General features: G+C 69.7%; 23 protein-coding genes. 4 read left to right on the forward strand and 19 right to left on the reverse strand.

What is annotated here, in order from left to right; all coding sequences use genetic code 11:
* Positions 1 to 54: 54 nt before the first annotated feature.
* The 14 genes from ACFVH0_RS09195 to ACFVH0_RS09260 form a co-directional block, all read right to left on the reverse strand.
* Complete coding sequence (locus ACFVH0_RS09195) at positions 55 to 660, reverse strand: OmpA family protein (RefSeq protein ID WP_385818949.1); 606 nt, start codon at positions 658 to 660, stop codon at positions 55 to 57.
* Positions 661 to 713: 53 nt separating this feature from the next.
* Positions 714 to 1328 carry a hypothetical protein gene (locus ACFVH0_RS09200; protein WP_385818950.1) on the reverse strand — a complete coding sequence of 205 codons (615 nt, stop codon included), beginning with the start codon at positions 1326 to 1328 and terminating at the stop codon, positions 714 to 716.
* Positions 1329 to 1359: 31 nt separating this feature from the next.
* On the reverse strand, positions 1360 to 1974 hold the full coding sequence (locus ACFVH0_RS09205; protein ID WP_385818951.1) for a pilus assembly protein TadG-related protein: 615 nt from the start codon (positions 1972 to 1974) through the stop codon (positions 1360 to 1362).
* Positions 1974 to 2204 carry a Flp family type IVb pilin gene (locus ACFVH0_RS09210; RefSeq protein WP_385818952.1) on the reverse strand — a complete coding sequence of 77 codons (231 nt, stop codon included), beginning with the start codon at positions 2202 to 2204 and terminating at the stop codon, positions 1974 to 1976. The genes ACFVH0_RS09205 and ACFVH0_RS09210 overlap by 1 nt, the downstream gene beginning before the upstream one ends.
* A gap of 257 nt (positions 2205 to 2461) precedes the next feature.
* Positions 2462 to 3559 (reverse strand): response regulator, encoded by a 1098-nt coding sequence (locus tag ACFVH0_RS09215; protein WP_385818953.1) that lies wholly within the window; start codon positions 3557 to 3559, stop codon positions 2462 to 2464.
* Between the two features lie 54 nt (positions 3560 to 3613).
* Complete coding sequence (locus ACFVH0_RS09220; RefSeq protein ID WP_385818954.1) at positions 3614 to 4930, reverse strand: sensor histidine kinase; 1317 nt, start codon at positions 4928 to 4930, stop codon at positions 3614 to 3616.
* Between the two features lie 51 nt (positions 4931 to 4981).
* Positions 4982 to 5869, reverse strand: a complete 888-nt coding sequence (locus tag ACFVH0_RS09225) for a DUF5936 domain-containing protein (protein WP_385819021.1) — start codon at positions 5867 to 5869, stop codon at positions 4982 to 4984.
* Between the two features lie 14 nt (positions 5870 to 5883).
* A complete protein-coding gene (locus ACFVH0_RS09230; protein ID WP_385818955.1) occupies positions 5884 to 6822 on the reverse strand; it encodes a type II secretion system F family protein in 939 nt (312 codons plus the stop codon).
* Between the two features lie 10 nt (positions 6823 to 6832).
* Positions 6833 to 8170 carry a CpaF family protein gene (locus ACFVH0_RS09235; protein WP_385818956.1) on the reverse strand — a complete coding sequence of 446 codons (1338 nt, stop codon included), beginning with the start codon at positions 8168 to 8170 and terminating at the stop codon, positions 6833 to 6835.
* Between the two features lie 58 nt (positions 8171 to 8228).
* Entirely contained in the window at positions 8229 to 8627 is a 399-nt protein-coding gene (locus ACFVH0_RS09240; RefSeq protein WP_385818957.1) for a TadE family protein, read from the reverse strand.
* Entirely contained in the window at positions 8624 to 9016 is a 393-nt protein-coding gene (locus ACFVH0_RS09245; RefSeq protein ID WP_385818958.1) for a TadE/TadG family type IV pilus assembly protein, read from the reverse strand. The genes ACFVH0_RS09240 and ACFVH0_RS09245 overlap by 4 nt, the downstream gene beginning before the upstream one ends.
* 90 nt (positions 9017 to 9106) lie before the next feature.
* Positions 9107 to 10393, reverse strand: coding sequence for a CpaE family protein (locus ACFVH0_RS09250; protein ID WP_385818959.1), 1287 nt, complete (start codon positions 10391 to 10393; stop codon positions 9107 to 9109).
* A 7-nt stretch (positions 10394 to 10400) separates the two neighbouring features.
* A complete protein-coding gene (gene cpaB, locus ACFVH0_RS09255) occupies positions 10401 to 11108 on the reverse strand; it encodes a Flp pilus assembly protein CpaB (protein WP_385818960.1) in 708 nt (235 codons plus the stop codon).
* Positions 11109 to 11234: 126 nt separating this feature from the next.
* A complete protein-coding gene (locus tag ACFVH0_RS09260; RefSeq protein ID WP_385818961.1) occupies positions 11235 to 12101 on the reverse strand; it encodes a hypothetical protein in 867 nt (288 codons plus the stop codon).
* A gap of 706 nt (positions 12102 to 12807) precedes the next feature.
* On the opposite strand from ACFVH0_RS09260, the gene ACFVH0_RS09265 reads away from it, so the two are divergent.
* Positions 12808 to 14544 carry a chitinase gene (locus tag ACFVH0_RS09265; protein WP_385818962.1) on the forward strand — a complete coding sequence of 579 codons (1737 nt, stop codon included), beginning with the start codon at positions 12808 to 12810 and terminating at the stop codon, positions 14542 to 14544.
* 217 nt (positions 14545 to 14761) lie between these two features.
* Positions 14762 to 16873 carry a serine/threonine-protein kinase gene (locus ACFVH0_RS09270; RefSeq protein WP_385818963.1) on the forward strand — a complete coding sequence of 704 codons (2112 nt, stop codon included), beginning with the start codon at positions 14762 to 14764 and terminating at the stop codon, positions 16871 to 16873.
* Positions 16874 to 17008: 135 nt separating this feature from the next.
* On the opposite strand, the gene ACFVH0_RS09275 is transcribed toward ACFVH0_RS09270, so the two are convergent.
* From ACFVH0_RS09275 to ACFVH0_RS09290, 4 genes are all read right to left on the reverse strand, one after another.
* On the reverse strand, positions 17009 to 18484 hold the full coding sequence (locus ACFVH0_RS09275) for a GntP family permease (RefSeq protein ID WP_385818964.1): 1476 nt from the start codon (positions 18482 to 18484) through the stop codon (positions 17009 to 17011).
* Between the two features lie 117 nt (positions 18485 to 18601).
* Positions 18602 to 19012: a RidA family protein gene (locus tag ACFVH0_RS09280; RefSeq protein WP_385818965.1), complete on the reverse strand. Its 411-nt coding sequence runs from the start codon at positions 19010 to 19012 to the stop codon at positions 18602 to 18604.
* A gap of 5 nt (positions 19013 to 19017) precedes the next feature.
* Entirely contained in the window at positions 19018 to 19776 is a 759-nt protein-coding gene (locus ACFVH0_RS09285; RefSeq protein WP_385818966.1) for an IclR family transcriptional regulator, read from the reverse strand.
* A complete protein-coding gene (locus ACFVH0_RS09290; protein WP_385818967.1) occupies positions 19773 to 20834 on the reverse strand; it encodes a sugar kinase in 1062 nt (353 codons plus the stop codon). The genes ACFVH0_RS09285 and ACFVH0_RS09290 overlap by 4 nt, the downstream gene beginning before the upstream one ends.
* Before the next feature lie 107 nt (positions 20835 to 20941).
* On the opposite strand from ACFVH0_RS09290, the gene ACFVH0_RS09295 reads away from it, so the two are divergent.
* Together ACFVH0_RS09295 and ACFVH0_RS09300 are read left to right on the forward strand one after the other, a co-directional pair.
* Positions 20942 to 22270 (forward strand): alanine racemase, encoded by a 1329-nt coding sequence (locus ACFVH0_RS09295; protein WP_385818968.1) that lies wholly within the window; start codon positions 20942 to 20944, stop codon positions 22268 to 22270.
* 139 nt (positions 22271 to 22409) lie between these two features.
* On the forward strand, positions 22410 to 24068 hold the full coding sequence (locus tag ACFVH0_RS09300) for an amidohydrolase family protein (RefSeq protein WP_385818969.1): 1659 nt from the start codon (positions 22410 to 22412) through the stop codon (positions 24066 to 24068).
* Here the strand turns inward: ACFVH0_RS09300 and ACFVH0_RS09305 are convergent.
* The gene (locus tag ACFVH0_RS09305; RefSeq protein WP_385818970.1) at positions 24063 to 24908 is read right to left on the reverse strand and encodes a siderophore-interacting protein; all 846 of its coding nucleotides are present in this window, start codon (positions 24906 to 24908) and stop codon (positions 24063 to 24065) included. The genes ACFVH0_RS09300 and ACFVH0_RS09305 overlap by 6 nt on opposite strands.
* Between the last annotated feature and the right edge of the window lie 7 nt (positions 24909 to 24915).

Here is a 24915-nt window from a genome sequence, read left to right on the forward strand (position 1 = left end):
GGCCCGGCACCGCGATTCGCACGCGGTGCCCGGCCCCTGCTGTGGCGCGAATCCTCAGGAAGACGTGCCGCGCGGGAAGGAGACCTCCACGCGCCGGTTCTTCTTCCGGCCCTCTTCCGTGCTGTTGTCGGCGATCGGGTACTGCTCGCCGTAGCCACGGATCTCGAAGGTGACGGTCGATCCGAGATCCTTCACCAGCACCGCCTGCACAGCATTGGCACGCTGCTTGGACAGCACGTCGCCGTGGGCCGACGAGCCGAGATTGTCGGTGAAGCCGAAGACGCGCACCTTGCTGGCGTTCTGCTTCTTGATCTCGGCGGCGATGGCCGCGATACGGGAGTTGGCGGCGGAACTCAGCTTGGCGCTGTCCTTGCCGAAGAGGACCTCGGCCTGGAGCGCGAACTTGACGTTCGCGTTGCTGTCCTCGCGTCGCTCCTCGCCGCCCATGTCCTCGACGACCTGGATGATGTCGAGGACCTTGGCCGGGGCGAGCGTGGCGCCGTCAACCATTTTCAGGTCGGGGTCCTTGCCGTCCACAGGGACCGGCGGGGCCGCTGACGCCTCGGTACCCGGCGGTACGCTCGGTCCGTCATCGGCCAGAGCGACCGAGGCACCCATGACGGACGTGCCGGCCATCAGCACTACCGTCGCGATGACCATGCCTGTCCGTCGAATCGGACCACTCCGCATGCAGGTGTATGTCATCTCGTCCGTCACCCGGAGATCTTCAGCGACGTGGTGGCGAACGTCGGCAGGTTGAAGTCGACCTCGGTCGTCTCGGCGGGCGGCGCCGGGAACTGCATGAAGACCGGGACCGAGGCGCCGGGCTGGACAGCGGACATGCCGGTCGTGCACAGGCAACGACCATCGGTGTCCCGGAGGATGTAGTAGCGCTTCTTCCCGGCCTTGTCCACGAGCGTCGCGCCGCCGACGGAGTTCAGATTCTTGCTGACGATGGCGACTTCGCTGCCGGCCCAGGCGGACGGGTTGACGACGGTCTGGCCCTGGTTCTTCAACTCGCCCTGAACCGTGACGAAACCGCCGCCGTCGCGCTTCACCTGGTTGACGACCAGCAGCATGTTCTTGTCGCCCCTGGCTTCCGCGAGCTTCACATTCGGGTCCACGTCCTCCCCGGCAGCGGTGTCCTCCTGCTCCTTGCCCTTGTCCTCGTCGGAGGACTTGGGAGAAGCAGGGGAGGACGGCGAACCGGTGTCCTTTGTCCCTCCGCCGTCGTCGGCACCGCAGCCGGTGACGGCCAGGGCCAGGGCCGCCGTCATCGATACGGCTGCCACTACCCTTCGGGACTTGATGGAGCGCCGAATGCTCATCGCTTCTGATTCCTTTACTCGTCGTTCGCTGTCAGCTGTCGACCAGGTGCACGTCAAAGAGAATCTTGCTCACCTGTTCCCAGGGCGGGGGGCTGCCCGGACTGATTGACAGCATCTCGCCACCCCTGCACGTGAAGAAGTACACGTCCTGGATGCTGTCGTCGTTGAAGTCCACGGACCTCCACTTGGGGCAGCGCCACTCAATGACAGCAGTGGCATGCCCCTTGGCGAACGTGCGCTTCATGCCGGGAACCACAGACGCACCCACAGGCTTGAGAGTCTTGACGTCAACCCTGATCTTGTCCCGCTCGCCGCCGGGCATGGGGACGCATCCGGGCGGAGTGAGCTTCGCGTCGTTCTCTGCGGCCATCGCCCGTGCCGCGGGACACCCGGTAACCGGATGCGCCTGCAGGAACATGTCCAGCATGCTCTCGGGAAGTGAAGCGAGGAACGGGGCCTCCAGCTGCTCGCGGGACTGCTGGGCGGCAGCCAGCGCGGCAGCGTCCGCTGCTCCCTGGGCCCCGTTGCGCAAGGCAGCGGCCTTACCGACGGTAAAGAAGGCAAACGCGAGGAAGAGCAGGCCCGCCACCATCACAACATAGATGGGGAAAGCCTGCCCTGCCTCGCCGCGAAGTCTCGCGATCATTAGCCGGCCTTGATCTGCGACACCAGGTCGGAGATCTTGCTCGAGATCGAGCCGCCGATACCCGAGGCCGCGATCGCACCGATGATCGCCACGACCACCAGGATGATGCCCAGGTACTCGAACGCCGTCTGGCCGCGGTCCTTGTTCTCGTAGCGCTTCTGAATGGCGCTGACAGTGGTGTTGGCCCAGCCGTTGACGCGAACGGCGGTCTTCAGGGTGATGTTCGACATGGTGTTCCCCTCCGGGTTCGGCCGACCGGTAGCCGGCCGACTCGCAAGTTCCTTTGGTGTCGCCCGCGGTACCGGCTTCCTCCTGGCCGGTGCCGCTGGCGACATGAGAAACATACGGCGGCGCGCCCCGCTCGCCGGAGGGCCCCAGGGCCCATTCCCGGGCCCAAACCGTCAGTTGGGCCTGTGACACAGGTGTGTGCAGCCAGGACCCAAATCCCGCCGCAGCGCCGTTCCCGTTCCCGTACGCACTCTTCCGCTCAGCCACGGTGACCACCGGCCTCGCGCGCCCCTCGTCCCGTCACGGGGGCCGTGCCGAGCCAGCGGGCGATGGCCTCGCTGCGGCTTGTGCTGTGCAGCTTGGTGAAGATCCGGTTGATGTGGTTCTTGACCGTCTTCTCACTGATGAAGCAGGTGGCGGCGATCTGCTGATTGCTCATGCCGGAAGCGATCAGCTCCATGACCTCCACCTCCCGCGAACTCAGCCCGTACTGCTGCCTGTTGAGCGTCATGCCCGGTTCCCCGGTCATGGAAGACTGTGCCACAACTGGTTGCAAATGCGAAAGACCCTGCGGTGCCCGGACAGGTCGCGGCGCAGGTGGAGACGGTTCCGGCTTGGGCGCATGTGCAGGCGCACCGTGTTGCTGAACGGAACTCTGGGGATGACCGTCGTATCCGGGCCCCTGGTAGGGAACACCTGTGGTCAGTGCCGTTCCGAGCCCTTCCGGAAGCGGTCGTGACTGCGGCCCCGGGCCCTGACGCATGTGGGCGAGGAGGGCATTGGCCGCGGTGGCGGTGAAGTGGGCCCGGCCGTCCTTCGTGTCGCGCACCGCCTGAACCAGCTGGTCGGCCGTGAACTCGCCGTGGACCAGATAGCCGCTCGCGCCCAGGCGCAGCGCCTCGTGGACGATCTCGTTCTCGCGGCTGTAGGTCAGCATCATGACGGGCGCGACCTGCACCAGGTGCGGCAGCGCGGAGATGCCGTCGACGCCCGGCATCCGGACGTCGAGCAGGACGACGTCCGGGCGGTGCCGGACGGCCATGTCGTAGGCCTGGCGGCCGTCCGCGGCCTCCGCGACGACCTCGATGTCCTCACGGCCGGAGAGCAGGACGCCGAGGCCGGCCCGGACCACGGGGTTGTCGTCGGCGACGACGACCCGCAGGGCGCTGGGGACGGTCATGGGCGCCGCCGCGGGGAAGGGGGGCAGGGGCTCGGATGTCGCGGACTGCTGTTGGACGGGGAACACCTGGGAGCTGGGCTCCGAGTTGAGCGGGGTGACGTGCGAGGACGTGTGCTGGGAAGCGTGGTTCCGAGCGGCCCAGTTCTGGCCCGACGCACGGGAGACGTCGTCCGGCATCTGCGACCTCCTCTCAAGGGTCTATGGGGGGTGAGGGTGGAATGAGAGAGCGATTCAGTCGGGCTGCTCCGCCCCTGGAGCGGCGAGCAGGGCAGCCATCGGGAGTTCCAGGCGGACCTCGGTGCCCTTGGCCGCCTGCCCCTTTCCGATGCGGATACGGGCACCGATGGACGCGGCACGCTCGACCATCCCGACCAGACCGAAGTGCCCGGCGTGGCGGAGATCGTCGAGCGTCGTGCCCGGAGGCAGACCGCGCCCGTCGTCGTACACGCTGACGCGCAGGACGTCGCCCTTCACACCTGCGAGTACGACGAGGTAGGTGGGTTGTGCGTGGCGGTGGGCGTTCTCCATCGCCTCGGAGGCGATGGTGAGCAGTTGGCGGGCGACGACCTGGGGGACGTGCGGTATCGGTGCGTCGTTGAGGAGCCGGAAGGTGGCGGTCAGCCCGTGCCGCCGGGTGAAGTCCTCAGCCCGGGCCCGGAGTTCGCGTACGACGTCCACACCGCCGTCGAGTCCGGACTCGCGGCGCAGGTCGGAGAGCAGTTCCCGGGACTCGGCGGCGGCGCGGCGGGCGGCGCGGGCGACCAGTTCGGCCTGGTGCTTGACGGTCAGCGGGTCCATCCGGTCGGAGGAGCCGGCCAGGCCGTCGGCTGCCAGCGCCAGTCCGTGCAGGGTCTTGGCAACCGAGTCGTGCATTTCCCGGGCGAGCCGGGTCCGCTCGCCCTCCACGGCCTCGCTGACGGCGAGACGAGCCCTGGTCTCGGTGAGGGCCTGGCTCGCCGTCCCGAAGCGCAGGAGCAGATTGCGCAGGGTGACGCCGACGGCGCCCGCTATGAAGCAGAAGCCCGGAAGCAGGATTGCCGTGGCGTCGGCGGGCTGCATCTTCGGGGTGGTGTTGTACACGCCGAGGACGATGACCACCTGGAGCGCGGCGAACACCGCTGCACCGCGCCAGCCGTAGACGAGCCCGGCCAGCAGCGGGGTGCACACCGTGACGTAGGCCAGGGTGGACTCGGGACTGGCCGTGATCAGCAGCAGAGCGCCGAAGAAGGCGTCTATGCCCAGCAGCCACGGGTGGCGCAGGAGGACGGGGCCGAAGCGTTCCCAGTCCCGGAACAGCACGTACGAGCCCATGAACGTGACGAGGATGGCCGAGCCGATCAGCCAGGAGGCCAGGCCGGGAGCGGTGTGACCGAGCGCGAACGGTGTGGCGATGGCGATCATGGCGAGCCGGAAGCCGAAGACCTGCCTGCACATCGCCTGGAGGGCGTTGAGCTGGATCGCGAACGCCGGGCGTGATCCGGGGTCGGCGATCGCCTGGCGCACCTCGGCATTCAGTCCGTTCTGATAGCTGCCGAGTTGGAACGACACGAGCCCGTCACCTCCCTCCGCCCGATCTGCCCACCGTCCGCCTCGTTCACGTCATCCGCCCATGAGGGTGCTGAAGTCGACGTTGACCCCGTAGACGAAGCCGACCGTCAGCATCACCAGCGTGCCGGGCAGCAGGAACGTGGTGACCGCGAAGGTCGCCTTGGGAACGGCCCTGGCCGCCTTCCGGCGGGCGTTCTGAGCATCGGTGCGCCGCATGTCGTTGGCGATCTGGATCAGTGTCTCGACGATCGGCGCACCGAGCTCCTCGCCCTGCTGGAGCGTGGTCACGAACATCGCGACCTGCTCCGAGTCATTGCGCTTGCGCAGCTGATCGAAGGCCTCGCGGCGGCTGACGCCCATGTCCATCTGGCGCAGGGTGATGCGGAGTTCGTCCGCCCAGGGCCCCTCGTACTTGTCGGCGACCCGGGCCAGTGCCTGGCGGAAGCCGAGGCCGGCGGAGACGACGACGGCGAGCACATCGAGGAAGTCAGGAAGGGTCCGGTCGATGTGGTCTCGACGGATACGGACCGCGGACCAGATGCCGACCTCGACCCAGAACAGTCCGAATGCGATCAGCACCAGGGAGAGGAAGACCTGCCCACGGATGATCATCGAGAAGGCGCCGAGCAGGCCGAGTCCGCCGTAGACAGCCCGGCGGGCGGCGTAGCGGTCGATGGTCAGACCACCCGGGTTGCCCGCCATGTCGATCTGGCGGCGCTTCTTGTTGACCGACTTGGCGCCCATCATGCGCAGCACCATGGGGGCCCAGCGCATGCCCAGGCGGTCGATGCCGGAGCCGACCGCGCTGGTACGGGTCGCCCCGACTTCAAGAGCGATCGCGAGGTCACCGGGGAGCTTCGCATCGGCCCGGTACATGCGGACACCCGCTATGGCTCCGAAGACCGCGAGACCTACGACTCCTGCCAGCAGCAGATCCATGTGTGCGCCGCCCATCAGACGTCGATCTTGGAAAGGCGACGGATCACGATGAATCCGATCGCGTACAGGGCAAGGGAGACGATCACCGCGACCTGCCCGATGAACGCGCCGGTCATACGGTCGAGTGCGCCGGGCATGACCGTGTTCATCAGGAGCATGGCGCCCAGGCCGAAGGCGGGAACGGCATAGGCCGTGACCGTCACCTGGGAGAGCTGGGTCTTGACCTCGCGTCGGGTCTCCTTGCGCTCCTCCAGCGTCTCGGTGAGGTTGCGCAGCGAGCTGACGACCGTACCGCCGGCTCGGTTGGACAGGACGAGAGTGGTGACGAGGACGACGAGTTCGCGGGAGGGCAACCGGTCGGTGAGTTCGCTCATCGCGTCCTCGAGGGATTCACCGACGGCAAGACGGCGGGCCACCCTGGCCAGCTCCTCGCCCGCCGGATCCTCCAGTTCATCGGCCGCCATTCCGATGGAGGTACGCAGCGCCAGGCCGGCCTGGGTGGCGTTGGCGAGGATTCGGGCGAGCTCGGGAAGCTGGTTGATGAAGTGCTCGGTGCGTTTGGTCCGCTGCCAGTTCAGGAAGGCGTTGGTTCCCCAGAGGCCGATGAGGGCGGCGACCGGACCGAAGAAGCTGGCGAGCATGGACGAGGCGATCATCCAGAGCCCGGCCAGGGCGACGAAGGCGTAGACGAAGAACTCGCCCGGGGTGATGTCGAGGCCGGTGGCAGCCAGTTTCAGTTCGAGCTTCCGGCCCAGGCCGGTCTTCCGCAGTCGGCTGTCCACCGCCCGGAATCGACGGCGGCGGCCTGCCTCCGGAATGTGGCCGGTGTGTGAAAGCCGGTCCACCAGGGCGTCCCGATCGGCCTTGCCGCCGCTGTAGGCGTGCAGGCCCACGACGCCCGTGACGCCGGCGAGCAACGTCACGCCGATGGTGAGAAGAGGGAGATTCGTCATGGCACGGTACCTAGTTGGCCTCTCGGGTGGCGAGCTGTTCAGCGGATTCGGCGACCCCGAAGGCCTGCGGGATGGGCTGGCTGGCCATGTAGAGGCGCTCGGCGATCTTGCGCGGAATCGGGAGGTACTTGAACTCGCCGTTGATCCGTCCTTCGGCGTCCATCGGCTGGGCGTTGAACTTGGCGACGGTCACGATGCGGTAGGGATCGCGCCCGTGCGAGTCGAGGACCGCGATCTCGGTGATCTTTCGGGAACCGTCGGCATGCCGGGTGAGCTGGACGATCACATCGACGGCGCTGTTGATCTGGTCGTGCAGCGCCTCGAACGGGATCTCGATCTCGGACATCGAGGCCAGAGTCTGCAGACGCATCAGTGCGTCCTCGGCGTTGTTGGCGTGGACGGTGGCGAGCGAGCCGTCGTGACCGGTGGACATCGCCTGGAGCATGTCGAGCGATTCACCGCCACGGACCTCACCGACGACGATGCGGTCCGGACGCATACGCAGTGAGTTGCGGACCAGGTCACGGATGGTGATCTGGCCCTTCCCCTCGACGTTAGCCGGGCGGGACTCCAGCCGGATGACGTGGCTCTGCTGGAGCTGGAGCTCGGCGGAGTCCTCGATGGTGACGATGCGCTCGCTGTTGGGGATGAGGCCGGACAGCGCGTTGAGGAGCGTTGTCTTCCCGGTGCCGGTGGCACCGGAGACGATGACGTTGAGCTTGGCCTGGACGAGCCCGGCCAGCAGGATCAGCATCTGATCGTCGAGCGAGCCGACATTGATCATTTCCTGGAGCGTGAAGGCCCTCGGGAACCGTCGGATGGTGAGCGTCGCACCGGTCAGCGACAGCGGCGGGATGATCACGTTGACACGCTCACCACTGGGTAGACGCGCGTCGACCATTGGGTTCGACTCGTCGACGCGGCGGTTGACCGTCGACACGATGCGCTCGATGGTCTGCATCAGTTGCTCGTGCGAACTGAAGCGCATCGGCAGTTGCTCGACCTTGCCGCTGCGCTCGACGAAGATCTGGTCCGGCCCGTTCACCATGATTTCGGTGATGGACGCGTCCTCGAGGAGTGGTTCCAGGATGCCGAGCCCGAGGGCCTCGTCGACGACCCGGCGGATCAGCTGGGTGCGCTCGACGGTCGAGAGGACCGGGCCCTCACGGCTGATGATGTGGCTGAGAACGCGCTCCAGCCTCGCTCGCCGGTCTGCGGCGGCGAGCGAGGACATCTCCGCCAGGTCGATCTCTTCGAGCAGCTTGGCGCGGTAGGTGGCCACCATGTGGCTGTCCTCCCGCGCCCCGCCGTTCTTCTCGGGGGCGCTCATGCGTGCCCGCAGACTCATTGCGTAACTCCTCGTTCGGAAAAACTGTGGTGACCCGGTCGTGCGGTGCGGGCCCCGCTCACCCTCGCGGCATCGTGGAACTACGACTGGCCCAACCCCAGTCGTCGATTCCGGGCACCACAGAGGGGATCCTCACGCGAGTGGTGTACGTCACGTCGTCGGACCCGCCATGGCGCTTGAACCTCGAGTTCTTGTGGCTGCCGAGCCAGTCGCTCATCGCCTCGCGCCCCGCCTGCTCGGAATCCCCGCGCGGCACGTCCTGGGTGGCGCTACGTGCGGCCGCGCGGGCTCCGGTGCCCGCCTGGTTGGCGGCATACGCGGCGACCCCCAGTTGAATCGCGAAGAGGCCCACCAGGAGCAGCAGAGGGATGAAGCCCATGTACTCGATGGCGACCTGACCGCGCTCCCGGCGGGAAGCGGTGCCTGTCCGGTCCGAATTGTGTACGCGCATGCTCATCGCTCGGCCTCCAGCGGCGACGCGGCGTTGCCCTCGATGGTCATCGGCCAGTTGAGTACGCCGGGCACCAGGACCGGAACCCTCAGCTTCACGGTGGCCTTGTACAGCCCGGACGAGGAGCTGCACTGGGTCCGCTTCATCGACTCACGCCAGACCTTCGGCAGATCCTCCTCGGCAGCGTCCCGGCACGCCTGGCCTCGCGTTCCCTCCGAGATGGCTCCCTTGTGCGCCGCCTGGTCCGCCGAGTTCCCCGCCAGGGAGAACGTGTAGCCGATCAGCGCGCACTGCCAGAGCGCGATCAGCAGCAGGATGATCAGCGGTGTGACGCCCAGGAACTCGATCGCGGTCTGTCCGCGGTCACGCCCCCGGCCGATGAGACGGACGCGCATCCCGCCCCGCACCGGGGCGACATCACCGCAACGCCTTCCCCGTATCTCCGTGTCTCTCGTCTCGGTAAGTGCCATTGGTCAACTTGCCCCCTAGGTCGTCTGCCGGTTCCGGGAGTTGCCGTCGCGGTCGCGTCGGCGCCCGATCGAGCCTCGGTCGTTCTTGAACTTCGCGCTGCTCTTCGCGCCGTTCTTTTCCGCCTTCTCAGGAACCTTGACGATGCCCAGCTCGCCCGCAAGGGCCCAGAGGGCCTGTTTGACCGTGCTCTTGGAGTCGAGTTCGTGCAGCCGGCCCGCGTCGACGACGGCCTGGAGTTCCTTGAAGTTCGCGGGAACGGCGGTGTTGGCCGTCGTGGTTCCGGTGATCTTCTCGATCAGCTGCGGCTGGATCTCGGTGTTGCGGATGAAGCGGTTGACAAGGGTGACCGTGTCCTCGGCCTTGCGGATCTGGAGCCGTTCCCACATCCGTACGACCCGCTTCGCACCACGCACCGCGATCACATCGGGCGTGGTGACCAGCAGCGCCGTGTCGGCCATCTCGATGGCCGCCGCGCTGGCGCCCTGGAGTTGGCTGCCGCAGTCGATCACCACGACCTCATAGCGCGAGCGCAGCGCGCTGACGATCTGCCGGGCCGAGCGGTCGCTGACCTCCTCGGCGCTCTCGCCCTCGTTGGGGGCCAGCAGCAACGCCAGGCCGGTGCCGTGGCTGAACACGGCGTCGGACAGGACGCGCGGCGATATGTCGGTGATCGTCGACAGGTCGACGATCGATCGCCGGAACTGCACATCGAGGTACGAGCCGATGTCGCCGGTCTGGAGATCCAGGTCGACCAGGGCGACGGTCCGTCCGGACGTCTGGGCCGCCAGGGCGATCTGCACGGCGGTGACGGTGGCGCCCACGCCGCCCTTGGCGCCGCTGACGGTGATGACCGTACCGCCGGGGCCGGTGAAGACATCGGCCCCGGTGGTCAGGTGGCGGCGGACTCCGACGGACCACTGGGCCGCGGATTGAACCCTGTTGGCCAATTCCTCGTAGCTCAGGGGGAGGGTGACGACACCACGTGCACCCGACTCCATCGCGGACGAGAACAGACCTGGGGTGACATCGGCGGTGATGAGCACGACCCCGATGGCGGGGAAGCGCAGGGAGACCTCCCGGATCAGTTCCAGTGCCGGCACCGGACCGATCCGCTCGTGGACCAGCACGACCTCGGGCAGATCGTCGAGCGACTCGCCCGCGAGGCGGGCGAGGGTGTCGATGAGCTGGGTCGAATCGGTGACCGGAGCGGCCGGCTCCGCCTCGGGGAGCTGGCTGAGCAGGGTGGTGACGGATCTGGCCGCGTCGATGTCACCGACGGCCGGGAGGATCCTCGTGGTCATTCGATCCTCACTTGTCCTTGTCGAGCGTGTAGGTGCGGTCGCCCGGACGGATGGTGCTGTCACTGCCGGAGGCGAGGAGCGCGAGGCGTACGTGCTCCGCGAAGGACTCGGCGTAGGCGATGCGCTGGGTGTCGAGCGTGTTGAGCGCGAAGGTGATCGGGACGGCCTCGGTGCCCATGTTGGACTTGCCGTCGTGGCTGGGCTCCAGGGCGGTCAGCTTGCCGACGTCCAGGACCTTGGCGTTGGAGACGATGACCTTCGACTGGGAGGGGTCGCCGTCGCGCTCACCGGCGAAGGTGGCGTAGATGTTGACGGTGGCACCCGGGGTGATCTTGCCCGCGACCCCGGTCGCCGCGTCGATCATGATGGCGATCTCCTGCTCCCCGGGCTGCAGTTCGGGACGACGCTGCATCATGTCGGACTGGAGGAGCGAGCCCTTGCGCAGCTGGGTGACGGCGATCTTGCCGTTGACCTCGGAGAGGTCCGTCACCGCGTTGGAGGAGAGCCAGCGCTTGGGCATCGAGATCTTCTCGAACTGCCCGGAGGACAGGGCGGTATAGGGGGCTACATCGGACTTCAGCTGGTAGGCCGAGACCTCCGGCCCGACCTTGGAATTGACGTCGCTGATCACCGAGAGCACGCCGGCGAAGGCGCCGAAGGCGCACAGAACCGACAAAAGCAGGAGTATCACGCCGCGGCGCTGACGGGAGTTCATGGGCCGGACAACCTCGTTCAATTCGGATGCGTGGGGCAGCGGACGGAAGGGCGTCTACGGAGGAAAGCGGAAGCGCTGGAACTGCGGTGGTACCGGGTCTGCGGTGGTACCGGGTCTGCGGTGACGCTAGGACTGTGGTGGTGCGAGCGCTCCATGGCTGAGGACACCGGCTGGGTGCTTTCGGTTCTCCGCTGCGGGTAGCGGGGAGGAGCAGAACCCGCAGAGATCACCGATGAGTTCCATTCCGCACCAGTGGCAGATCTCCCGGCGCACCGAGGACACCAACTGGTACAGGACGGAGATGTCTGGCAGAAAGGCGGCGAATTCCACCAGTTTCCCGGTTCCCCACCATGCGGGGGAATCGGACGGGAGTGCGGCCTCGTGAATGGACTGGACCTTCCACGCGGGCGCGAGGGTCTCCTTCACCCACTCGGACTGGGACTGCCCCTTGGCGGTCATCAGATGAGTGGCGAATTCGGGGCCGGTCGGGAGTTCCGCCTTCGGACCGACCTTGACGAGCTGTGGTTCGGGGCCTGCGACCACGGCGAACTGGGAGCCGGGCACCCAGGACTTGGCATGGGTCCTGAGGTCGACCGGGATCCGGTCGAACTTGGTGACCGAGTGGAGCAGGGCGCCCGCGTGGATGTAGTGCGCCAGCAGCCGGGCGGCGGAGGCCACCACTCCGGGGCTGAAGTCACAGATGGACAACTGGCGCAACTGCCGCACGAGTACGGCCACGCCGAGCGGCGGCAGGTCCGCCTTCACCAGAGCGATGCGATCGCTCTCCAGGACCGAGCGGACGGAGTAGAGCCGGCGCTCGTGGGCGGGCGAGATGCCGCTCGGATAGACGGCGACGACATAGCCGTGCTGTTCGAGCAGCACGTGCATGTCACCGATGGCCATCTCCAGAGCCTGGGCGTCCGGAGCCTGCAACAGGGCGGCTGTCGGTGTCTGCTGATCGGTCGGAGGTAGTACCAAGTCAGCACTGGTCACTGCTATTGCGGTCGGCACGCTGTTCCCCGTTTCGGCTTCCGGCCGGACGCCGGTCATGACGTCGGCCGCAATCGCTCCTGCTCCGCGGTTCTGCCTCAGCACTTTATCCACGTCTTACCTGGCAGAGAACACTTTTCGGAGGCCAGTCCGACAACGTGTGCGAGGCGCCCGCGTAACGCCCTGGTGCTAAATCGGATCAAATCGAAAATCGTCAACTTCTGTACAACTGCGGAGGGTTACCGATACACCTTCCGGTCACCCGGGCCCCGAATTCATCGCCGCACGTCAGCAAGGATGCGGAACCTGGCGCGCCCGACCCCGCGAGGGCCGGGACGGTCACTGTCCGAGCACTCCGGGCACTTCACCCGCACGGGGTCGGACACGGCGCGACGGGGTCAACAAAACGTCAATTCACAGGGAAGCCGAGGCCGGTCCGGGGCCCAAGCGGAGGCTCCCGCGCCCCGTCGCGGGGCCGGTTCGGAAGCGACCGGGCAGACGCGGTCGTCGCAGGTCCCGTTGCCAGAGGTCTTGACAACTCGATTGGTCTGGACCAGTTTTGTCGGCCAGCGGTGGCCACCGTTCCTCAACTCCACATCCCCTTCTTCTGCCCGTCACCTTCCGGACGGCCCGAGTAGCGCCGGTCGACCCCGCCGGCTGTCGCACGGGTACCCCGGCAGGCATCCCCGACTCCCCACGGAGGCAGCAAGTGGAACCTTCCCCCGTCAACGGCCACAGAATCCGCAGGCGGTACAACCGTCCCCTCGTCGGCGCCGTCGCGGCCGTTCTCGCGGCCGGCGCGCTGACCGCCACGGGCCTCGCCGGAAACGCCCAGGCGGCCGACATCAATGTCGCCAAGAACGCGGGCTTCGAGTCCGGGCTCGCCAACTGGACCTGTTCCGGCGGCAGCGGCGCCACCGTCGCCTCCCCCGTGCACGGTGGCACCGCCGCACTCAAGGCCACCCCGTCCGGCCAGGACACCGCGAAGTGCACCCAGACCGTCGCCGTGAAGCCCGACTCGACGTACACGCTCAGCTCCTGGGTGCAGGGCGGGTACGCGTACCTCGGCGCGAGCGGCACCGGTACCACCGACGTCTCGACCTGGTCCCCCGGATCCGGCAGCTGGACGCAGCTCACCACCAGCTTCAGGACGGGGCCCAGCACCACCTCGGTCCAGGTCTACACGCACGGCTGGTACGGGCAGGCCGCCTATCTGGTGGACGATGTGTCGGTCAACGGCCCCGACGGCGGGGGCGGCACCGACCCGGAGCCGACCATCCCGTCCGCCCCGGCCGGTCTCGCGGTCGGCACGACCACCTCCTCCTCCGTGGCCCTGTCCTGGAACGCGGTCTCCGGCGCGACCGGCTACACCGTCTACCGGGACGGCGCGAAGGCGACCACCGCCACCGGGAACTCGGCGACGGTCACGGGGCTGGCCGCCGACACGGCGTACCAGTTCTCGGTGACCGCCACCAACGCGGCCGGCGAGTCCGTCAAGTCCGCTACGGTCAGCGGCCGTACGGCCAAGGAGGGCGGCGGCAACCCCAACCCCGGCACCTCCGTGCCCAAGCACGCGGTGACCGGCTACTGGCAGAACTTCAACAACGGCGCGACCGTCCAGAAGCTCAGCGACGTGCCCGCGAACTACGACATCATCGCGGTCTCCTTCGCCGACGCCACCGGCACACCGGGCGCCGTCACCTTCAACCTGGACACGGCGGGCCTGAACGGCTACACCGTCGACCAGTTCAAGGCCGACATCAAGGCGAAGCAGGCGACCGGGAAGAACGTCATCATCTCGGTCGGCGGCGAGAAGGGCTCCGTCTCCGTCAACAGCGACGCCTCCGCCACCAACTTCGCCAACTCGGTGTACTCGCTGATCCAGGAGTACGGCTTCAACGGCGTCGACATCGACCTGGAGAACGGCCTCAACTCCACGTACATGACGAAGGCGCTGCGCTCGCTGTCGCAGAAGGCGGGCTCCGGCCTCGTCATCACGATGGCCCCGCAGACCATCGACATGCAGTCCACCGCCGGTGAGTACTTCAAGACGGCGCTCGGCATCAAGGACATCCTGACCGTCGTCAACATGCAGTATTACAACAGCGGTTCGATGCTGGGCTGCGACGGCAAGGTCTACTCGCAGGGCTCGGTGGACTTCCTCACCGCGCTCGCCTGCATCCAGCTGGAGGGTGGCCTCGACCCGTCCCAGGTCGGCCTCGGTGTGCCCGCCTCCACGAGCGGTGCCGGCAGCGGCTACGTACCGCCGTCGGTCGTGAACGCGGCCCTGGACTGCCTGGCCAAGGGCACCGGCTGCGGTTCGTTCAAGCCCTCGAAAACCTACCCGGGTCTGCGCGGGGCCATGACCTGGTCGACCAACTGGGACGCCAAGTCGGGCAACGCCTGGTCGAACGCGGTGGGCCCGCACGTGCACGGCATGCCGTAGCCGGTACTCGCCGGCCGTCGGCCGCACGGCCGGCATCAGTGACCAGCAGCGCCGCCGCTCCCCCGGCGGCGCTGCTGCACGTTCCGGGTCCGGTGCCCGTCCCGGGTCTGTCCCGGACCCGCAACAGGCTGTCCGGGACTGCCGACATTCCATGGCCGTTCGGGAGCGTTCGTGGCACCGTTGTGTGGCGCGGTGGCGGTGCGACAGGGGGAGGGACATGGCCGGGGCGCGGATTCAGGCGTTGGGCGGGGACGATCCGGCGGTGCTCGGACCGTACCGGCTGCTCGGGCGGCTCTCGTCGGGCGGCATGGGGCGGATCTACCTCGCCCGGAGCGGCGCCCGGAGCGACGGGCGGGGCAGCGGGGAACTCGTTGCGGTGAAGACCCTGCTGGCCGAGGGCGAGGTCAGCGACATCGACCGGCGGCGGTTCGCCCGCGAGGTGTCGCTGGCGCAGCGGGTCGACAGCGCGCACACGGCGCGGGTACGGGAGGCGGACCCGCAGGCCGAGCGGCCGTGGATGGCCATCGAGTACATCGCGGCGCCCCCGCTGTCCGAACTGGTGCGCGCCTGCGGGGTGTTGCCCGCGTCGGCCGTACGGTGGGTGGCGGCCGGCACGGCGAAGGCGCTGGTCGCCCTGCACGGGGCGGGCATCGTGCACCGCGATGTGAAGCCGCAGAACGTGCTGCTGCCGCTGGACGGCCCCCGCCTGATCGACTTCGGCATCTCGCACGCCAACGACCTCACCCGGACCAGTCTCACGCTGGGCACGATCGCCTTCACCTCGCCCGAGCAGGCGCGCGGTGAGCCGTCGACGGCCGCCTCGGACATGTACTCGCTCGGTGCCACCCTTTTCATGCTGGCCACCGGGCGCCCGCCGTACAGCCCGGACGGTGACACCCTGCGGTTGCTGGCCAGGGTCCAGCGCGGCGAGCTCGACCTCGGAGGGCTGCCGAAGGAGCTGATCGGGACGGTCCGTCCGTGTCTGGCCGCGGATCCGGGGCAGCGGCCGGCGCCCGCCGAGCTGCTCGCCCGGTTCCGCAGGGACCAGGCAGGGCTGCCGGCCACGGACAGCGGGGTGCGCTGGCTGCCGCCGAAGTGGTCGGCGCTGATCGGGGAGTACGCGGCCCAGGGCCTGGCGCTCGCGTCGGGGCGCCCGTCCGATCCGGTGGCGGGGAGCGATGATCAGCGCACCGGCATGGTGCCGCCGCCGGGCCCGACCCGGGTGTACACCGCGGACCGCGAGGCGCAGCTGCGGGAGCGCGAGCGGGCCGCCCGCGAACGGGAGCGGGCGGCGAAGGAACACGAGCGGGCGGAACGCGAGCGCGCGGAGAAGCGGGCGGCGCGGGAGCGGGCCGCGCAGGAACAGGCCGCGCAGCAAGCCGCGCGGGAACAGGCGGAACGCGAGCGGGTGGAACGGGCCGCTCGGGAGCGGGCCCGGCGGGAGCGGGCCGAGAGGCAGCGCGCCGAGCAGGCGGACCGTGCCGCACGGCCGCGGGCGGCCTCGCCCACTCCGGGCACGACGCGCCCGACGCCCCCGCCGTCCGCTTCTTCGGGCGGGTCTTCGGGCTGGGGCTGGCTGATCGCCGTGGCCGCCGTCATCGCGCTCCTGGTCTGGCAGCCCTGGACGACATCGGGGAGCGGGAACGGAGGCGGCGGGAGCCCTTCCGGCGTCACCGGTTCCGGCGCCGTCACCTCCGGCAACGACCTCGGCACTCATACGGACGGCAGCGACACCGGCTCCGGCAGCGGACCCGACAGCGACAGCACCTACGGCTCCGGCGGCGACACCGAGGAGTCATCGCCCACGCCGACCCCCACGCCGACTCCCACCCCGGACGCCACCGACCGGGCATTCGCCGCGGTGCGTGCCGGTGACTGTCTCGATGTGTACAACGACGGGCACGACAACATGAGCGCCAGGACTCCGGTCCGGGTGGGCTGCCGGGCGTCGAATGCCTACATGCACGTCAACCGCGTCAGCACCACGACCGGGGCCGCCAGTTCCTGCGACAGTGGACCGGGCTTCACCTGGTGGCGCAAGTCCGGTGAGGACGGTGTCGAGCGGACGCTCTGCCTCGACCGGGTGTTCCAGGTGGGCCAGTGCTTCCCCGCGCAGGTCAAGGGGGCCACCAATGCTGATCTGACGGTGGTGTGGGACTGCGACGCGTCGACCGTGCCCCGGGCCGGCCAGTCGATCCTCCGGATCACCGGCTACTACCGGGCACCCGCGGCGGGCACGAACTGGACCTGTCCGGCCGGGCGCGGAGAGCGGTTCTGGTACTGGCCGGTGAACAACGGCCGGAGCATCATCTGCGCCTCGGGGGCCTGAACCGGCACGGCGCGGCGCCCCCGATGGGGCACCGTGCCGACCGCCCAGGCCCCGGCGTCGCCGGGGCCTCCCGTCTGGATCATGCCGGGCTCGCGTGCCCCGGTGTCTGATCCGGCCCGATCCGAACGAAAGACCCTAGATCACCAGACCGAGCAGTGCCGCCACCGCGAATCCCGCGACCGACAGGACCGTCTCCAGGACCGTCCAGGACTTGAGGGTGTCGCGTTCGGAGATGCCGAAGTATTTCGACACCATCCAGAAGCCGCCGTCGTTGACGTGCGAGGCGAAGATCGAACCGGCCGAGATCGCCATGATGATCAGGGCGAGATGCGCCTGCGAGAGGTCCTGGCCCTCGACCAGGGGGACGACGATGCCCGCGGTGGTGACGATGGCGACGGTCGCCGAGCCCTGGGCGACGCGCAGGACCACGGAGATCAGCCAGGCGAGCAGGATGACCGGCAGGCCGACGTCGTTGAAGGTCTTGGCGAGGGCGTCCGCGATGCCGCTCGCCTTGAGGACGGCGCCGAACACACCGCCCGCGCCGACCACCAGCAGGATGTTGCCGACCGGCTTGAGCGAGGAGGTGGACACCGATTCCAGGGACTTGCGGGACCAGCCGCGGCGGATGCCCAGCAGGTAGTACGCCAGCACCAGCGCGATCGTCAGGGCGACGAATGGGTTGCCGAAGAACTCGATGACGGAGCGCGGCGTGGAGGGGTCGAGCGCGATGGAGGAGAACGTCGCGGCGAGGATCAGCACCAGCGGGGTGCCGATGATCGTGAGTACGGTGGCGAGCGCGACCGGTTCCTCGCGCGGGGTGACCCCGGCGGCCCGCTGCTCGGCGACGACCGCGGCCCTGGCCTCCTCGGCGGCCTCGACCATGTCCTGCGGGACCGGGACGAATATTCGCTTCCCGATCCACGCGGCGTAGCCCCAGGCGGCGAGTACGGACGGGATGCCGACGACGGCGCCCATCAGGATGACCCAGCCCAGGGAGACGTGGAAGAGTCCGGCGGCGGCGACCGGGCCCGGGTGCGGCGGCAGGAACGCGTGGGTCATGGACAGGCCAGCCAGCAGCGGCATCGCGTAGAGCAGGATCGACTTGCCGGACCGCTTGGCGGCGGCGTACACGATCGGCGCGAGGACGAAGATGCCGACGTCGAAGAAGACCGGGATGCCGAAGATGAGGCCGGTGAGGCCCATGGCGAGCGGGGCCCGCTTCTCGCCGAAGAGGTTCAGCAGCCGGGTGCTCAACACTTCGGCGCCGCCGGAGACTTCGAGGATCGAGCCGAGCATCGTGCCGAGGCCGATGATGATCGCCACATGGCCGAGGATGCCGCCCATGCCGGATTCGATGACGGAGACGGCGGCGGACCTCTGGACCGTACCGAAGAGTTCGGTGACGGAGAGTCCGGCGCCCAGGCCGACGGCTATGGAGACGGCGAGCAGCGCGACGAACGGCTGCAGCCTGACCTTGATGATCAGGAAGAGGAGGAGCGCGATGCCGAGGGCGGCGACGGTCAGCAGACCGGCGGTGCCGTCGATGAGCGGGAGTATTCCACCGGTGTGCGGTGGTGTCTCGGCCGGTGGTGGGGTTGCGGCGAGCAGCATGCGTAACTCCGTTGTCGGAGACGGTTTTCGGGTGTGGGGGAGCGCGGCACGGCGCCCCCATGGGGTGGGGCGCCGTGCCGTGCGCGTGGAGCCGGTGCGGCAAGTGGATCAGCTGGTTCAGCCGAGGACCGCGAGCGCGTCGATCTCGATGAGCAGGCCCTTGGGGAGGCCGACGTAGACCGTCGTGCGGGCGGCGGGGGTGGCCTTGAGGTTCTGCTCGCCGAAGTAGGAGTTGTAGATCTCGTTCATCTCGGCGAAGTGGTCCACGTCCGTGAGGTAGACGCGCATCATCATCACGTCGTCCCAGCTCGCGCCGCCCTCCTCCAGGATCGCCTTGACGTTGGCGAAGGTCTGGAGGGTCTGCTCGCGCAGGGTCGGGCCGGCGGGGGTCGGGGCCTGGCCTTCCGCGGCGGGCAGGAAGCCGACCTGGCCGGCGACCTGGAGGATGTTCCCCTTCTTCACGCCGTGCGAGAACTTCGCGGGGGGCGTGGTGTGGGTGCTCGGGGTGAGGGCGATCTTCTCGGTCATGGCTTTCAGGCTTTCTTGGGTCGGGTGGTGCCGGAGTACTCCCGGCTGATGGAGTCGGCGGTGCGGCGCACCAACGGGAGCAGGGTGAGGAGTTCCTCGGCCGTGACGACGACATTGGGTGCGGACACCGACATCGCGGCGACGACCCGCCCGTCCGCCCCCCGGATGGGGGCGCCGACGCAGTTGATGGACTCCTCGTGGCCGCCGAGGTCGGTGGCCCAGCCCTGTTCGCGGACGGCGGTGAGCTCCTTGAGGAAGGCACCGGCGTTCGGGGTCGAACGGGACGTGTACATGGGGTAGTCGAGCTTCTCGGCGACGGCGCGCCGCTCGGGCTCGGAGAGGTCGGCGAGGAGCAGTTTCGCGACGGCGGCGACGGTGATCGCGACGGGCTTGCCGATCCGCGAGTACATCCTGACCGGGTAGCGGCTCTCGACCTTGTCGATGTAGAGGACCTCCTGCTCCTCGTACACCGCGAGATGCACGGTGTGCCCGCAGCTCTCGTTGAGTTCGACGAGGTGGGGATGGGCGATCTCCCGTACGTCGAGGTTCTCCACGGCCTCCTGCGCGAGGGCGAAGAGGCGGGCGCCGAGGCGGTAGCGCTGGTCCTGCTGGCGGTAGACGAGTCCGTGTTCGTGGAGCGTACGGAGCAGGCGCAGCGCCGTGGACTTGTGGACGCCGAGCCGCTCGGCGACCTGGCCGAGGTCTGCGGGCCCCTGGGCGAGCAGCGGCAGGATGCTCAGTGCCCGGTCGACGGTCTGGCTCATGTCGTACGTACCTCCTGGTCGTCCCCCGTCCACCCGGGGCCGAGACGAAGTCTCCCCCAGGCCTCGTCGTCCAGTGCGGCAAGGGAGTCGGCGTGCGCCCGGGCCGGCGGGGCGGTGAGGTCGCCGGGGACGGTGAGGACGGCGGCGGCCATGAGGTGGCCGTGCCGGACACGGTCGCGTACGGGGAGGTCGCGCAGGGTCGCGGAGAGGAATCCGGCGGCGAAGGCGTCGCCCGCGCCGACCGGGGCGACGACGTCGACGCGGAGGGCGGGGACGGTGGTGACGTCGTCGGTACCCGGGATGCCGCCGGCGCCCGAGAAGACCGTCGCGCCGTCCGCGCCCCGCTTCACGACCAGGGTCGCCGGCTCCGGCAGCGCCGCGCGGATCGCCTCCGCGCCGGTCACCCCCCATGCCTCCTCCGCCTCGTCCTCGCCGACGAAGACCAGGTCGCTGCGGCGGGCCAGGTCGAGGAGCACCTCGGGGGAGGCGTCGGCGTCGCGCCACAGGCCCGGCCGGTGGTTGACGTCGAAGGAGATCAGCGGGCGGCCGGGGCGGGGCTCGGTCAGGTCGTGGAGCAGGGCCAGGCAGTCGGCGGAGAGCGCCGCGGTGATGCCGGACAGGTGCAGGACCCGGGTCGTGGGCAGCGTCCCGTACGGGATGGTGCCCGGGGACATCGCGGACGCGGCGGAACCGGCCCGGTAGTAGGCGACCTCGTGCACATCGGCGGCCCGGTCGGTCGCGGTGCGGAAGTAGATCCCGGTGGGCCGGGACGGATCGCGCCGCACGCCGGAGGTGTCGACCCCGTAGCCGGCGATCGCCTCGACGAGGTGGTCGCCGAAGCCGTCCGCGCCGACCCGGCTGACCCAGGCCGCCCGGTGGCCGGCGGCGGCCAGCGCGCAGGCGACGTTGGACTCGGCGCCGCCGATGCCGCGGCCGAAGGCGGGTACGTCGGCGAGGCGTCCGGGCTGCGACGGCAGGAACGTCACCATGGACTCGCCGAGGCACACGACTTCGGCGACCGTGGCGGCGTCGGCGGTCCTGGCCGGGGTTCCGGACACTCGGGGCTCCTCGCGGGTTCGGTGGTGCGGTTCGGGGCGCGGCGGGGGGTGCACGCCATTGACCCGGCGTCGGCTCGGATGTTAGACAGCGTTAAGCGATATACGCAATGGGTGTTGCACATGATGCAACGACGACTTCGATCGAGGAGGCCCCCTTGGCCGCCGACCGTCCTGTGTCCGGACTCGCCGACGAGCTGGTCGACCACCGCTTCAAGGCGCTCCCGCCCGACGCGGAGGGCCTGACCGTCGGTGCCCTCGCCGCCGAGCGCCGCAACCTCTTCACGGGCGGTTTCACCACCCCGGTGCTCGCCCTGTCCGCGGAGTCGGTCGAGCACAACCTCGCCCTCCTGGAGACGTACGCGGAGCGCCACGGGCTCGCCTTCGCCCCGCACGGCAAGACCTCCATGTCCCCGCAGCTCTTCGCCCGCCAGCTGGAGTACGGCGCCTGGGGCATCACCGCGGCCGTGCCGCACCAGGCGCGGGTCTACCGGGCGTACGGGATCCGGCGGATCTTCCTCGCCAACGAACTCGTCGACGCCTCGGCCCTGCGCTGGCTCTCCGCCGAGCTGGACTCCGACCCGGAGTTCCGCTTCATCTGTTACGTCGACTCGGTGCGCGGCGTGGAGCTGATGGACGAGGCGCTGCGCGCGGCGGGCGCCTCCCGCCCCGTGGACGTGGTGGTGGAGCTGGGCGCGGGCGAGGGCGCGCGCACCGGTGCCCGTACCGAGGCCGACTGCGCGGCGGTGGCCGACGCGGTGGCGGCGGCCGGGACGCTGCGTCTGGTGGGCGTGGCCGGTTACGAGGGCGAGGTGCCGGACGCGTCCGGCGAGCGGGTGCGCCGGTGGCTGGACCGGCTCGTCGCGCTGGCCGTCGACCTCGACCGGGCGGGGCGATTCGCGGCCGGCGAGCAGATCGTGATCAGTGCGGGCGGCAGCGCGTGGTTCGACGCGGTGGCGGATGTGTTCGCGCGGATCCCGGAGCTGTCCGCGCCGGTGCTGAAGCTGCTGCGCTCGGGCGCCTACGTCTCGCACGACGACGGCCACTACCGCCATCTGACCCCGTTCAACCGGGTGCCGGAGGAAGGGGAGCTGCAGCCCGCCTTCCGGCTGTGGGCCCAGGTCGTGTCGCGCCCGACGGACGAGCAGGCGTTCCTCAACGCGGGCAAGCGGGACGCGGCCTACGACCTCGACCTGCCCGAGGCGCAGGTCGTGCGGTCCGGCCGGGACGGCACGGTGCGGCCGGCGACGGGCGTCTCGGTCACCGGGCTCTCCGACCAGCACGCGTGGGTGCGTACCGAGCCGGGTGCGGAGCTGGAGGTGGGCGACTGGGTGGGGATGGGCCTGTCGCACCCGTGCACCAGCTTCGACAAGTGGCAGCTGATCCCGCTGGTCGCGGCGGACGGCACGGTCACGGACTACATCCGCACGTTCTTCTGATCCCCGCGTCCGACAGCTGCGGGAGGGGAGCCGCCCTGCGGGGCTGTTCCCCTCCCCGGCTCTTCCCGTGACCGGGGCTCCGCCCCCGGACCCCCGCTCCCCCACCACCGGAGGGGCTCGATTCCACAGGAGCCGCCCCATGGACCTGGTCATCCGTAACGCCCACGTCGTCGACGGCACCGGCGGCCCCCGCCGCCGTGCCGATGTGGCCATCGCCGACGGCCGGATCGCCGAGATCCACCCCGAGGGCTCCCCCGGCCCGCGCCCCTCCGCCCGCCGCACGCTCGACGCCGACGGGCTCGTCCTCTCCCCCGGCTTCATCGACATGCACGCGCACAGCGATCTCGCGCTGCTCCGCGACCCCGACCACAGCGCCAAGGCCGCGCAGGGCGTCACGCTCGAAGTCCTCGGCCAGGACGGCCTGTCGTACGCCCCGGTCGACGACCGGACGCTCGCCGAGGTCCGCCGTTCCATCACCGGCTGGAACGGCGGTGCGCCCGAGGACACGAGCATCGACTTCGACTGGCGCACGGTCGGCGAGTACCTGGACCGGCTGGACCGCAACTTCGACGGCCGGGGCATCGCCGTCAACGCCGCCTATCTGATACCGCAGGGCACCGTCCGGATGTACGCGGTGGGCTGGGAGGACCGCCCGGCCACCGGGGCCGAGCTGGACCGGATGAAGGAGCTCGTCGCCCAGGGCATGGCCGAGGGCGCGGTCGGCATGTCCTCCGGGCTCACGTACACCCCCGGCATGTACGCCGACGACGCCGAACTCACCGAACTGTGCCGGGTGGTGGCCGAGTACGACGGCTACTACTGCCCGCACCACCGCTCGTACGGGGCGGGCGCGCTCGGCGCGTACGAGGAGATGGTGCGGCTCACCAGGAACGCGGGCTGCGCCCTCCATCTCGCCCACGCCACCATGAACTTCGGCGTGAACAAGGGCAAGGCCCCCGACCTGCTCGCCCTGCTCGACCACGCCCTCGACGCGGGCGCCGACATCTCCCTCGACACCTACCCGTACACGCCCGGCTGCACGACCCTCGTCGCGATGCTGCCGAGCTGGGCGAGCGAGGGCGGGCCCGAGTCGGTGCTCACCCGCCTCGCCGACGACGCCACGGCGGAACGGATCCGGCACCACATGGAGGTGCTGGGATCGGACGGCTGCCACGGCGTGCCGATCGAGTGGGACACCATCGAGATCTCGGGGGTCGGCGTCCCCGCCCTCGCCGACCACGTCGGGCGCACGGTGGCCGACTCCGCCCGGCTGCGCGGCGAGACGCCCTGGGCGACCGCGCGCAGGCTGCTCGTCGAGGACCGGCTCGGCCCGACGATCCTCCAGCACGTGGGCCACGAGGAGAACGTGCGGCAGATCATGCGCCACCGGGTGCACACCGGAGGCAGTGACGGCATCCTCCAGGGCGACAAGCCGCACCCGCGCGCCTACGGCACGTTCCCGCAGTATCTCGGCCGCTACGTAAGGGAGTTGGGCACCCTGTCGCTGGAGGAGTGCGTCGCCCATCTCACCTCGCGTCCGGCCGACCGGCTGCGCCTGACCGACCGGGGGTACGTCCGCGAGGGCTACCGCGCCGACCTGGTCCTCTTCGACCCGGAAACGGTGGCGGCGGGCTCGACGTTCGAGGAGCCGCGCACGCTTCCGGTCGGCATCCCGCACGTGCTGATCGACGGCCGGTTCGTCATCGAGGACGGGCGCCGCACCCAGGTACTGGCGGGCCGGGCCGTCCGGGGAACGGGGAGCGTCCGGGGCGCCGGGGGCGGCCGGGGCGGCCTATGAGGACCCCTCCCCCGCCTGCTCCTTCGCCCAGGCCAGGTCCTCCTCGGTCGGGGCGTCGTCCTGGGTGAGGCTGCGCCGCCAGTAGCCGCTGAACTCCACGGCCTTCCTGGCCAGCCCGCGCTCCTCGACCAGGTGGCGGCGCAGGGCCCGTACCGCCCCCGCCTCACCGGCCAGCCACGCGGCCCCGGAACCGGCGGGCAGCCGTGCCGCCCGCACGGCGTCCGGCAGCGACCCGCCCCGCTCCCGGTGCACCCAGTGGACGGTCACCTCGCCGGCCGAGTCGAGCGGGCGCTCCTCCGCCGCGTCGGCGACCTCGGCCCAGACGAGCGCCCGCGCCCCGGCCGGCAGCGACTCCAGCAGGGTCGCGATCGCGGGGAGCGCCGTCTCGTCGCCGGCCAGCAGAAGCCAGTCGGCGACGGGCAGCGGCCGGGCATACAGCGACGACGGGCCGACCATGCCGAGCACATCGCCGGGCCGGGCGTCCCGCCCCCAGCGGGCCGCGGGCCCGTCGTCGCCGTGGAGCACGAAGTCGACCGTCATCACATCCAGCCGGCGGTCGTACCCGCGGACGGTGAAACTCCGCAGCAACGGCCGCTCGGGCTCGGGGATCGCGAGGTACGCCTCGTACCAGCGCATGCCGTACGTGTCGTCGGCCTCCGGCTCCGGCAGCCGGGGCACGCCCTGCCCCGCCCTCGGGAAGCAGAGCTTCATCTGCTGGTCGGGCCGGTCCTCCATGAGCTCCGCCAGCGCGTCCCCGGTGAAGGTGACACGCGCCGTGCGCGGAGTGATCCGCTCCACGCCGACGACCCGTACGTACGACACGGTCAACGCCTGCCCCATCGCGGCT

Origin of the sequence: Streptomyces sp. NPDC127117 (assembly GCF_042677325.1) — a bacterium.
GTDB lineage: Bacteria > Actinomycetota > Actinomycetes > Streptomycetales > Streptomycetaceae > Streptomyces.

Coding starts and splice junctions, on each gene's coding strand:
- ACFVH0_RS09280 (WP_385818965.1), bottom strand. CDS start 19,012: ATGACCGAGAAGATCGCCCTCACCCCGAGCACCCACACCACGCCCCCC.
- ACFVH0_RS09210 (WP_385818952.1), bottom strand. CDS start 2,204: ATGTCGAACATCACCCTGAAGACCGCCGTTCGCGTCAACGGCTGGGCC.
- ACFVH0_RS09245 (WP_385818958.1), bottom strand. CDS start 9,016: ATGCGCGTCCGTCTCATCGGCCGGGGGCGTGACCGCGGACAGACCGCG.
- ACFVH0_RS09195 (WP_385818949.1), bottom strand. CDS start 660: ATGGTCATCGCGACGGTAGTGCTGATGGCCGGCACGTCCGTCATGGGT.
- ACFVH0_RS09205 (WP_385818951.1), bottom strand. CDS start 1,974: ATGATCGCGAGACTTCGCGGCGAGGCAGGGCAGGCTTTCCCCATCTAT.
- ACFVH0_RS09275 (WP_385818964.1), bottom strand. CDS start 18,484: ATGCTGCTCGCCGCAACCCCACCACCGGCCGAGACACCACCGCACACC.
- ACFVH0_RS09235 (WP_385818956.1), bottom strand. CDS start 8,170: ATGAGTCTGCGGGCACGCATGAGCGCCCCCGAGAAGAACGGCGGGGCG.
- ACFVH0_RS09230 (WP_385818955.1), bottom strand. CDS start 6,822: ATGACGAATCTCCCTCTTCTCACCATCGGCGTGACGTTGCTCGCCGGC.
- ACFVH0_RS09285 (WP_385818966.1), bottom strand. CDS start 19,776: ATGAGCCAGACCGTCGACCGGGCACTGAGCATCCTGCCGCTGCTCGCC.
- ACFVH0_RS09250 (WP_385818959.1), bottom strand. CDS start 10,393: ATGACCACGAGGATCCTCCCGGCCGTCGGTGACATCGACGCGGCCAGA.
- ACFVH0_RS09295 (WP_385818968.1), top strand. CDS start 20,942: ATGGGTGTTGCACATGATGCAACGACGACTTCGATCGAGGAGGCCCCC.
- ACFVH0_RS09200 (WP_385818950.1), bottom strand. CDS start 1,328: ATGAGCATTCGGCGCTCCATCAAGTCCCGAAGGGTAGTGGCAGCCGTA.
- ACFVH0_RS09270 (WP_385818963.1), top strand. CDS start 14,762: ATGGCCGGGGCGCGGATTCAGGCGTTGGGCGGGGACGATCCGGCGGTG.
- cpaB (WP_385818960.1), bottom strand. CDS start 11,108: ATGAACTCCCGTCAGCGCCGCGGCGTGATACTCCTGCTTTTGTCGGTT.
- ACFVH0_RS09225 (WP_385819021.1), bottom strand. CDS start 5,869: ATGGATCTGCTGCTGGCAGGAGTCGTAGGTCTCGCGGTCTTCGGAGCC.
- ACFVH0_RS09240 (WP_385818957.1), bottom strand. CDS start 8,627: ATGAGCATGCGCGTACACAATTCGGACCGGACAGGCACCGCTTCCCGC.
- ACFVH0_RS09305 (WP_385818970.1), bottom strand. CDS start 24,908: ATGGGGCAGGCGTTGACCGTGTCGTACGTACGGGTCGTCGGCGTGGAG.
- ACFVH0_RS09300 (WP_385818969.1), top strand. CDS start 22,410: ATGGACCTGGTCATCCGTAACGCCCACGTCGTCGACGGCACCGGCGGC.
- ACFVH0_RS09215 (WP_385818953.1), bottom strand. CDS start 3,559: ATGCCGGACGACGTCTCCCGTGCGTCGGGCCAGAACTGGGCCGCTCGG.